This is a genomic window from Glycomyces tarimensis (genome assembly GCF_054776215.1).
On the sequence record NZ_BAAHCB010000012.1, the window covers coordinates 48,911 to 58,266 of the forward strand.

11 protein-coding genes and 1 pseudogene are annotated in these 9,356 nt (G+C 72.9%); 8 read left to right on the plus strand and 4 right to left on the minus strand.

Going from position 1 to position 9,356, the window contains the following annotated elements; genetic code table 11:
* Positions 1-81: 81 nt before the first annotated feature.
* Entirely contained in the window at positions 82-807 is a 726-nt protein-coding gene (locus tag ACYVK3_RS10925) for an SDR family oxidoreductase (RefSeq protein WP_460497343.1), read from the plus strand.
* A 92-nt stretch (positions 808-899) separates the two neighbouring features.
* Here ACYVK3_RS10925 and ACYVK3_RS10930 read toward each other — a convergent pair whose 3' ends face one another.
* The 4 genes and pseudogenes from ACYVK3_RS10930 to ACYVK3_RS10945 all read right to left on the minus strand — a co-directional run.
* The gene (locus ACYVK3_RS10930; RefSeq protein WP_460497344.1) at positions 900-1,058 is read right to left on the minus strand and encodes a hypothetical protein; all 159 of its coding nucleotides are present in this window, start codon (positions 1,056-1,058) and stop codon (positions 900-902) included.
* 204 nt (positions 1,059-1,262) lie between these two features.
* Entirely contained in the window at positions 1,263-2,054 is a 792-nt protein-coding gene (locus ACYVK3_RS10935) for an MTAP family purine nucleoside phosphorylase (RefSeq protein WP_460497345.1), read from the minus strand.
* A gap of 10 nt (positions 2,055-2,064) precedes the next feature.
* Positions 2,065-2,763: a glycosyltransferase family 2 protein gene (locus tag ACYVK3_RS10940; RefSeq protein ID WP_460497467.1), complete on the minus strand. Its 699-nt coding sequence runs from the start codon at positions 2,761-2,763 to the stop codon at positions 2,065-2,067.
* Between the two features lie 156 nt (positions 2,764-2,919).
* Positions 2,920-3,465: pseudogene (locus ACYVK3_RS10945) on the minus strand (TIGR04282 family arsenosugar biosynthesis glycosyltransferase); the annotation flags it as partial.
* 16 nt (positions 3,466-3,481) lie between these two features.
* Between ACYVK3_RS10945 and ACYVK3_RS10950 the strand changes: the two are divergent.
* The 7 genes from ACYVK3_RS10950 to ACYVK3_RS10980 all read left to right on the plus strand — a co-directional run.
* A complete protein-coding gene (locus ACYVK3_RS10950) occupies positions 3,482-4,171 on the plus strand; it encodes a response regulator (RefSeq protein WP_460497346.1) in 690 nt (229 codons plus the stop codon).
* Positions 4,171-5,394 carry a sensor histidine kinase gene (locus ACYVK3_RS10955; RefSeq protein ID WP_460497348.1) on the plus strand — a complete coding sequence of 408 codons (1,224 nt, stop codon included), beginning with the start codon at positions 4,171-4,173 and terminating at the stop codon, positions 5,392-5,394. Before ACYVK3_RS10950 ends, ACYVK3_RS10955 begins: the two co-directional genes overlap by 1 nt.
* A complete protein-coding gene (locus tag ACYVK3_RS10960) occupies positions 5,391-6,677 on the plus strand; it encodes a hypothetical protein (RefSeq protein ID WP_460497349.1) in 1,287 nt (428 codons plus the stop codon). The genes ACYVK3_RS10955 and ACYVK3_RS10960 overlap by 4 nt, the downstream gene beginning before the upstream one ends.
* 22 nt (positions 6,678-6,699) lie before the next feature.
* Positions 6,700-7,731 (plus strand): Rossmann-fold NAD(P)-binding domain-containing protein, encoded by a 1,032-nt coding sequence (locus ACYVK3_RS10965; RefSeq protein ID WP_460497350.1) that lies wholly within the window; start codon positions 6,700-6,702, stop codon positions 7,729-7,731.
* 54 nt (positions 7,732-7,785) lie between these two features.
* The gene (locus tag ACYVK3_RS10970; RefSeq protein WP_460497351.1) at positions 7,786-8,310 is read left to right on the plus strand and encodes a TQO small subunit DoxD; all 525 of its coding nucleotides are present in this window, start codon (positions 7,786-7,788) and stop codon (positions 8,308-8,310) included.
* Positions 8,307-8,672, plus strand: a complete 366-nt coding sequence (locus tag ACYVK3_RS10975) for an Rv1678 family membrane protein (protein ID WP_460497352.1) — start codon at positions 8,307-8,309, stop codon at positions 8,670-8,672. Before ACYVK3_RS10970 ends, ACYVK3_RS10975 begins: the two co-directional genes overlap by 4 nt.
* Positions 8,673-9,356 (plus strand): acyl-CoA dehydrogenase family protein (locus tag ACYVK3_RS10980; protein ID WP_460497353.1); only part of this gene is annotated, 684 nt, incomplete at its 3' end.

Consider the following 9,356-nt stretch of genomic DNA (forward strand, 5'->3'; position numbering starts at 1 on the left):
TGAGCAGCATACGGGCTGATACCTGGTGAGTATCACAGCGTGCCGCATCGGTCTTGGACGACGAGCGCGCGGCTCGGGAGCATGGACCGGGTGAATGACACGAAGACGGCGCTGGTCACCGGCGCGAACAAGGGTATCGGTTTCGCCATCGCACAGGGTCTGGGGGCGATCGGCTTCACGGTCGCCGTGGGCGCGCGCGACGACGGCAGACGGGAGGAGGCCGTCGAGCGTCTGCGCGCCGGAGGCGTCGACGCGTTCGGGGTCGCTCTCGACGTCACCTCCGACGACAGCGTCACCGCGGCCGCGGCGGCCATCGAGCGGCAGGCGGGGCGGCTCGACGTGCTCGTCAACAACGCCGGCATCGCCGGCCGAACCGACGGTGGCGCACAGGACCCGACGACGCTCGACCTCGATGTCGTCCGCACCGTCCTCGACACGAACGTGTTCGGGGTCGTTCGGGTGACGAACGCGATGCTCCCGCTGCTCGCCCGCGCGGCCTCCCCGCGCATCGTCAACATGTCGAGCAATATGGGCTCGCTGACGCTGCAGACCGGCCCGATCATGGCGGCGTACGCATCGTCGAAGTCGATGCTCAACAGTGTCACGGCACAGTACGCCCGCCGACTCGCCGACACGAACGTCATCGTGAACGCCGCCTGCCCCGGCTACGTGGCGACCGACTTCACCGGCTTCAACGCGCCGCGGACGCCCGAGCAAGGGGCCGCGATCGCCATCCGGCTCGCCACCCTGCCGGATGACGGACCGCGCGGCGGCTTCTTCGACGAGGAGGGCGTCGTCCCCTGGTGATCCGGCGGGACATGGGGGAGTGGCGGTGCGGGCCGGTGCCGCCTCCCACCGCAGACGCCGGCACCGGTCTCTCGACCGGTGCCGGGAGGCGGTTACAGCACGGCGTTGAATGTCGGAAGGGCGAAGGCCAGCAGGGCGAACGCGGCGCCCAGCAGGGCGAGGTTCACGCCGCGGGCGCGGCGGAACGGCAGCGCCGACGCGGCGATCAGCACGATCGCGATCAGATAGAGGACTGCCTGCAGTTGTGTCATCTTGGACCCCTCGGCGGCGTTCGGAAGCTCGTGTTCGGCCCGCTGCCGCGGTCCGCGGTGGCCGTGAGCGTGCCCGGCGACATCGACGCCGCGGCCGCCGCCTCGATCCGGGCGCCGCCGACACCTTCGGGCACCTCCCCGCCACATGTGCGGCGAGCACGTTGACCTACGGGGATCCTATCGCCCAAAGAGATCGATAATCACCTATATATGAGGTTCATCTGCGAAAGTCGCGAGTTTCGGGATCGCCGCCGCCAACAGCCGACGGACCTTGCCCAGGTTCGCTTCGAAGACCGCGAACACGGCCTCCTGGGTCACCGGCTCGATGTCGGGGTCCTCGTCGAGCCCGGCGTCGTAGTCGGTGACCAGCGCGATCCCCGCGAACGGGATCCCCGCCTCGGCCGCGAGCGCCGCCTCCGGCGACTGGGTCATGTTGACCACGTGCCACCCGGCGGTCCGATGCCACGCGGACTCGGCGCGGCTGGAGAACCTCGGTCCGTTGACGACCACCACCGTGCCGCCGTCGTGGGCGGCCACGCCGACCTCGGCCGCCGCCTCCAGCAGCACCCCGCGCAGCCGCCGGTCGTACGGCTCGGCGAACGGGGTGTGCACCGGGCCGTCCGCGAACTCGTCGTAGAACGTCGACGCCCGTCCCCACGTCCGGTCGACGACCTGGTCGACCACGACGAACTCCCCGGGCCGGATCTCGGGCCGCAGGGAGCCGGCCGCGAACGGCGAGACCAGGGCACGGACCCCGAGCCGCCGCATCGCGTCCACGTTGGCGCGGTAGTTGACCCGGTGTGGCGGGAAGCGGTGGTCGGTGCCGTGCCTCGGCAGGAACGCCACACGTACGCCGCCTTCGAACGCGGCGACGGTGACCGGCGCGGAAGGCGCGCCCCACGGGGTCTCGAGCGCCACGGTCCGGGCGTCGTCGGCGAAGGCGTAGAAGCCGGTGCCGCCGAAGACGCCGACGTCGGCTCGGATCTGGTCGTGCAACTGCTGCTCCTCATCGTTCGCGCACCGCCGTGCGGGCCCGAGCGAGCTGGGCGCGCATGTCCTTGACGGCCTTGACGGTCCCACCGACGGTGCCGGTGACCTTGCTTTTGCCGACCCGCGCCCGGTAGGGGACCGGCACCTCGGCGATCCGCCACCCGGCGAGCCCGGCGCGCAGCACCATCTCCAGAGGCCAACCCGAGCGCCGGTCGCCGATGCCCAGCTCCAGCAGGGCCTCGCGCCGCGCCGCGCGCATCGGCCCGATGTCGGTGAGGTGCGCCCCGCACAGCCGCCGCACCCGCCCGGCGAGATAACGGTTCGCGACGCGGCTGTGCACCGGCAGGGCCCCGGCCTCCGCCTCGCGCGCGCCCAGCACCAGGTCCGCCTCGCCGGCGAGCACCGGTTCGCACACCGCCCGCAGGTCGCCCGGATCGAGCGAGGCGTCGCAGTCCATGAACGCGACGACCGGCGCCGTCGCCGCCGTGAGCCCGGCGAAGCAGGCCGCGCCGAAACCGCGCCGCGACTCGGCCACCACCTCGGCGCCCAGTTCCGCGGCGAGCCGAGCCGAGCCGTCCTCCGAGCCGTTGTCGACCACGATCGGCCTGCAGCCCTCGGGCATCCGCTCCAGCACCCATGGAAGCGCCTCGCGCTCGTTGAGGACCGGCAGGACCACGTCCACCGCCGCCGCCGGGGACGGCAGCAGCGCCCGCACCCGCCGCGCCGTCCGCGTCGCCGGCGCGAGCGCGGCGATCGCGACCGCGTCATCGGCGTCGTCGAGGTCGCGCAGTACCGGCAGCTCCGCCACGGTCAGTCCCAGTGCGTGCAACCGCCGCCGCTGGAGCAGCCCGGTGTCGCCGCGGCTCATCGGTACGTCCACGAACGCCTCGGGGTGCGGTCGGGCCATGCCGAGCGCCCACCAGCCGCCGTCCTCGGCCAATCCGAGCGCCGCCTCCCGTTCGCCGCCGGCGACCACCGCCAGCGAGGCGTCCAGCAGCTCCGCGGTGACCTGCGGCGTGTCCATGCCGATCTGGAGTCCCGGCCCGCCCGCATACGCCCACGCCGCCGCCAGGCGCTCGTTGAACGTCCCCTCGGCCTGCGCCACGACCTCGAAGCCCTCCGGCAGCCACGGCCCCGGCTCGCCGTCGAGCGCGAGGAGGCGCCGATCGGCCCCGCACCCCGCGACGGCCTCCAAGGTGTCGGCGAGCGCCGCCTCCGCCACCGCGGCGGCCTCCACAGTGCTCAACGGGGGCACGAGCCTGGTCTTGACCCGGCCCGGGACCGGCGCCTTCGCGAGAACGAGCAGATGGGTCCGCTGCATGGGGCCGATGCTACTGACCCGGCCGGTCCGCCGGGGCCGGGAAATCTTACGGTATGCGAAAGTCTTGGTCCAACGCATGACGAGGCGGTCCGCCATCGGTCATCCTTCTTCCATGAGCTCCGACGCCGACCCGCGCGTACTGGTCGTCGACGACGATCCCGCCCTGGCCGACGTCGTCGCCCGCTACCTGCGCCGCGAAGGCTTCGAAGTCGACTACGCGCCCGACGGCGCCGCCGGCCTCCAGCGCGCCCTCGCCACCCTGCCCGACCTCGTCGTCCTCGACCTGATGATGCCCGGCATGGACGGCTTCGAGGTCTGCAGCCGCCTGCGCCAGGCCACCGCAATCCCCGTGGTCATGCTGACCGCCCTCGGCGAGGAGAACGACCGCATCGCCGGCCTCGACCTCGGCGCCGACGACTACGTCACCAAGCCGTTCTCGCCCCGCGAGCTCGCCGCGCGCGTCCGCGCCGTCCTGCGCCGCGCCGGCACCGTCGCCGGCGCCGCCGAACTGCTCACCGGCGGCGGCATCGAGATCGACACGTTCGCACACGAGGTGCGCCGCAAAGGCGAGCCCGTCACCCTCACCACCAAGGAATACGACCTGCTCGTGTGCTTCCTGACCAACCCCGGCCGGGCCTTCCGCCGCGAAGAGCTCCTGGAGACCGTGTGGGGCTGGAGCATCGGCGACACCTCCACCGTCACCGTCCACGTCCGCCGCCTCCGCGAGAAGATCGAGGACGACGCCTCGCGCCCGCGCCACCTCAAGACCGTCCGCGGCGTCGGCTACCGCTGGGAGGCCTGATGCGCCGCTACCTCGGCTCCGTGCTGTTCCTGCTCATCGCGATCCTCGGGGCCGGAGCGATCGCCGTCGCCTTCGACTTCCCGGCCAGGGACATCGCCATCCTCATCACCATCGCCGCCGCCGCCTCCGCCGTCGCCAGTCTCATCGGGGGCGTCGTCCTGCGCCTGCTGCGTACCCGGCCCGCCCGCATGCAGACCCTCACCGTGGCGCTGTCCTCGGTCCTCGTCGCCGCCACCGGCGTCGTCACCGCCGCGCTGGCCATGTTCATCTCCCTGCACGACCTGGTGGTCCTCTTCGTCGTCCTCATCGTCGCCTCCGGCGTCGCGCTCGGCGCGGCCTGGCAGCTCGGCGACGACATCGACACCGGCGCCAAACAGGTCGGCGCCTACGCCCGCACCATGGTCGGCGTCGACGGCCGCATCACCACCGGGCTGGCCCCCGCCGTCACCGGCCCCGGCGAACTGGCCGTCCTCGCCGCCGAACTCGCCGACGTCTCCCGCCGCCTCGACGAGTCGCAGCGCCGCGAACGCGCCCTCGAGGCCTCACGGCGCGAACTCATCGCCTGGGTCTCACACGACCTGCGCGCCCCGCTCGCCACGATCCGAGCGATGGCCGAAGCGCTCGACGACGACGTGGTCGACGACGACACCACCGTCAAGCGCTACCACTCCCAGATCCGCACCGACGCCGAACGCCTCACCGCCCTCGTCGACGACCTGTTCGAACTCTCCCGCATCCACAGCGGCTCCCTGCGGCTCGGCGCCGAGAAGATCGACCTGTGCGACGCCGTCGCCGACTCCCTGGCCGGCGTCAGCGTCGCCGCCGAACTCAAGGGCGTCGACCTGCGAGAGCGCATCAGCGCCACACCGCCGGTCGAGGTCTCCGCCCGCGAGTTCTGCCGCGCCCTCGACAACCTGTTCGAGAACGCCATCCGCCATACACCGGCCGGCGGCACCGTCGTCATCGAGACGGCCGGCCGCGGTGACGCGGCCCTCGTCCACGTCACCGACCAATGCGGCGGCATCCCCGGCGCCGATCTGCCGCGCGTGTTCGACATCGCCTTCCGCGGCGACGAGGCCCGCCAGCGCGACGACCGCGGCGGCGGCCTCGGCCTCGCCATCACCCGCGGACTCATCGAGGCCCACGACGGCACCGTCTCGGTCGCCAACCGGGACGGCGGGTGCCGCTTCACCGTCCGCCTCCCGGTCGGAGGGCACCGGTGACGGACCGCCGCACGGTGACGCTGGACGCCGCCGTCCTCGCCGCTTGGGCGCTGTTCCTCGCCGCGGTGTGGCTGCTCGGCCAGTACAAGGACGCCGCCACCGAGGAAGGCCTCAAACTCGGTGCGATGCCCCTGTTCGGACGCTGGGAATGGCACCTGGAGAGCCGCCTGCTCGTCCCGATCGCCGTGGGCGCCCTCCTCATCGCGGTCCTGCCGACGATCGCCGCCCGCCGGCGATGGCGCTGGGTCGTCACCGCCACCGCCCTCGCCGGCGTCGCGATGAGCCTCGCGCTCGCCCACGCCCACTCCCACCCCGGCACCTGGGAGGACCTCCACCACCACTACGGCGAGCCGATCCACTTCGTCGACGACGCCGGCGGCGTCGCGCCGTTCCTGGAGACATACACCGGGATCCAGCTCGAAGGGGCCTTTCCCGTCCACATGCAGTCCCACCCGCCCGGGCTGGTGCTGTTCCTGTGGGCCGCCGCGCAGATCGGCCTGAGGGGCATCCTGTTCGAGAACACCGTCACGATGCTCGCCGTCGCCGCCGCCATCGCGGCGGCGCTGGCCATCGCCCGGGACGTGGCCGGCGAGCGGCTCGCGAGGCGGGCCGCGCCGTTCCTCGTGATCGCCCCGGCCGCGTTCTGGCACACCAATGCCGACATCGTCTTCGGCGGCGTCACCCTCGCCGCCGTCGCCTGCCTCGTCCTGGCCACGAACCGGACCGGCGCCCGCGCGGCCTGGCTGACCGCGGTCGGCGGCCTGCTGGCGGGGGCCGCGCTCATGCTGTCGTTCTCCAGTGCGCTGCTGGCCATCCCGGTCATCGTCGTCGCCGTGTGGCGCCGACGCTGGGGCGTGCTCCTCGCGGGAGGCGCCGTCGCGGCCCTGGTGGTCCTCGCGCCGCTGCTGTGGGGCTATTGGTGGCTCGAAGGCCTGCGGGCAACCCGCGTGCGCTACTACGCGGGTGTGGCGTCCGTGCGCGGCTACTGGTACTTCCTGATCGCCAACCCGGCGGTGTTCGCGCTCGCCCTCGGACCCGCGACCGCCGTCGCGCTCGCGCGGCTGCGCGACAAGCGCATGTGGATCGTCGTCGGCTCCTGCCTCGCCGCCGTCGCCGTCGCCGACCTCTCGGGCATGTCCTCGTCCGAGACCGAACGGATCTGGCAGCCGTTCATGCCCCTGGTGCTGCTCGCCGGGTGCGCCCTGAACCGGCCGAGGGCCTGGCTGGCCCTCCAGCTGGCCGTCGCCGTCGTCCTCGCCGCCGCGCTGCGTGTGCAGTGGTGACCCGAAAGAAAGGCAGCAAGCCATGCGAGTGCTCGTGACCGGCGGAGCCGGATTCATCGGCGGACCGATCGTCGAACAGCTCGCCGCCCGCGGCGACCACGTCGTCGTGCTCGACTCCCTGGCCGCGCACAAGGAGCCCCCCGAACACCTGCCCGAGGCCGCCGAGCTCATCGTCGGCGACCTCGCCGACGAGGCGGCCGTGCGCCGCGCCGTCGACGGCGTCGACGCCGTCTGCCACCAGGCCGCCCGCGTCGGCCTCGGCGTCGACTTCGACGACGTGTCGGACTACGTCGCCGACAACGACCTCGGCACGGCGAGCCTCCTGCGGGCGCTGTGGCGGCGCGGCTTCGACGGCCGCCTCGTCGTCGCCTCCTCCATGGTCGTCTACGGCGAGGGCCGCTACCGCTGCCCCGAGCACGGCGACGTCCGTGCCGAACCGAGGCGGCGGGCCGACCTCGACGCCGGCCGCTTCGAACCCCGCTGCGGGCGCTGCGGCGCCGAGCTCGCGTGGGCACCGGTGCGTGAGGACGCCCCGCTCGACCCGCGCAACGTCTACGCCGCCACCAAGGTCCACACCGAGCATCTGTCGTTCCTGTACGGACGGGAATCCGGCGCGACCGTGTGCGCCCTGCGGTACCACAATGTCTACGGGCCCCGAATGCCCCGCGACACCCCCTACGCCGGCGTCGCCGGCATCTTCCGCAGCGCCCTCGAATCCGGCAAGGCCCCCCGCGTGTTCGAAGACGGCGCCCAGACCCGCGACTTCGTCCACGTCCGCGACGTCGCCCGCGCGAACCTCCTCGCCCTCGACTCGAGGTGGACCGGCGCGGCCAACGTCGCCAGCGGCGAGCCCCACAGCGTCGGCGACATGGCCCGCGCCCTCGCCGACGGATTCCCCGGCGCGCCAGGACCCGTCGTCACCGGCGAATACCGGCTCGGCGACGTCCGCCACGTCGTCGCCGCGCCCGACCTCGCCGTCGAGGCCCTCGGCTTCCGCGCCGAGACCGGCTTCGCCGAAGGCATGACCGCCTTCGCCCACGACCCGCTCCGCTGACGATTTCGCAATCTGTAAGGTTCAACCGGGACCGATCCGTGCTGTACTCAGCCCATGCACGCAGACACTTCGATCGCGCCGACCGGCCCCAGCCGGTGGCTCATCGCCGCCGTCCGCGTCGGGGTGGCGCTGATGTGGATCGACAACGTCTCCTGGAAGGTCCCGCCGGACTTCGGCCGGGGCGAGGAGCCCAGCACCCTCTACCGCTGGACCCTCAACGCCGTCGAATACGAGGTCCTCGCCCCCTGGGCCTGGTTCATCGACACCGTCGTCCTCCCGAACTTCACCGTCTTCGGCTGGCTCGTCCTCGCCATCGAGGCCTCCCTCGGCGCCTTCCTCCTCGTCGGGCTGTTCACCAGGGCCTTCGCGCTGCTCGGCGTCGTCCAGAGCCTCGCCATCACCTTCTCGGTCCTGAACACCCCGCACGAGTGGTACTGGGCCTACCTGCTCATGGTCCTCATCCACCTGCTCCTGTTCGCCACCGCGGCCGGACGGTACGGCGGCATGGACGGCGTGCTCCGGCCCGCCTGGGCCCGCCGCGACGGACGGCTCGACCGACTCATGAAGGCGGCGTCATGACACGAGTCCGCACGTTCGACCGTGCCGCGATCACCATCGGCATCGCCTCGCTCGCCAGCCTCGTCTTCGCATTCGACGGCCTCGAGGAGTTCCGTTTCATGACCGTCACCGGTCCGGCCGTCGCCGTCGCCGCCGTCCTCGGCGCGCTGGCCGTCGCCGCCGGGCTGAGCGGCATCCGCGTCCTCGCGCTCCTCGCCGGGCTCGGCTTCGCGGCCGCCGCCGTCCTCCAACTCGTCGCCACCACCGGCCGCGGCGACTGGCTCGGCGCCGATCTCAGCACCATGGCGTTCTGGCTGGGGCTGGCCCTGGCACTCCTGCTCATTGGGACCGCACCGAGCACCACCGCGACCGAAGGAACCTGAATGGACACCGCAGCAGCACTCGAACCAGTCCTGCACGCCGCCCGCGCCAATGCCGCCGACGTCGACGCCGAGGGCCGCTTCCCCGCCGAGGCGGTCGCCGCCCTCCGCGAGAGCGGACTGCTCGGCCTCCCCGTCGGGGCCGACGCCGGCGGCCTCGGCGGCACGCCCGCCGACCTCGCCGACGTCCTCGCCCGGATCGCCGCCGCCTGCGGCTCCACCGCCATGGTCTACCTCATGCACGTCAGCGCCGCCATGACCGTCGCCGCCGCTCCACCGCCCGGCAGACCCAAACTGCTCGGCCAGATGGCCGGCGGCGAAGCGCTCGGCACCCTCGCGTTCTCCGAGGCCGGGTCCCGCTCCCATTTCTGGGCGCCGGTCTCCAAGGCCCGCGCCGAAGGCGATGCCGTCGCCCTCTCGGCCGACAAGAGCTTCGTGACCTCCGCGGGCCACGCCGACGTCTATATCGTCTCCACGCGGACCCCGTCCGGCCACGCCGACGAGGACGGCGTCGACCTCTACGCCGTCCCCGCCGACGCCGTGGGCGTCACCGTCGCCGGGCCCTGGAAAGGACTCGGACTGCGCGGCAACGCCTCCTCGCCGATGACCTTCGCGCTCGAGACCGACACCGGTCACCGCGTCGGCGCGGCCGCGGGCGGCTTCGGACTCATGCTCGAGACCGTCCTG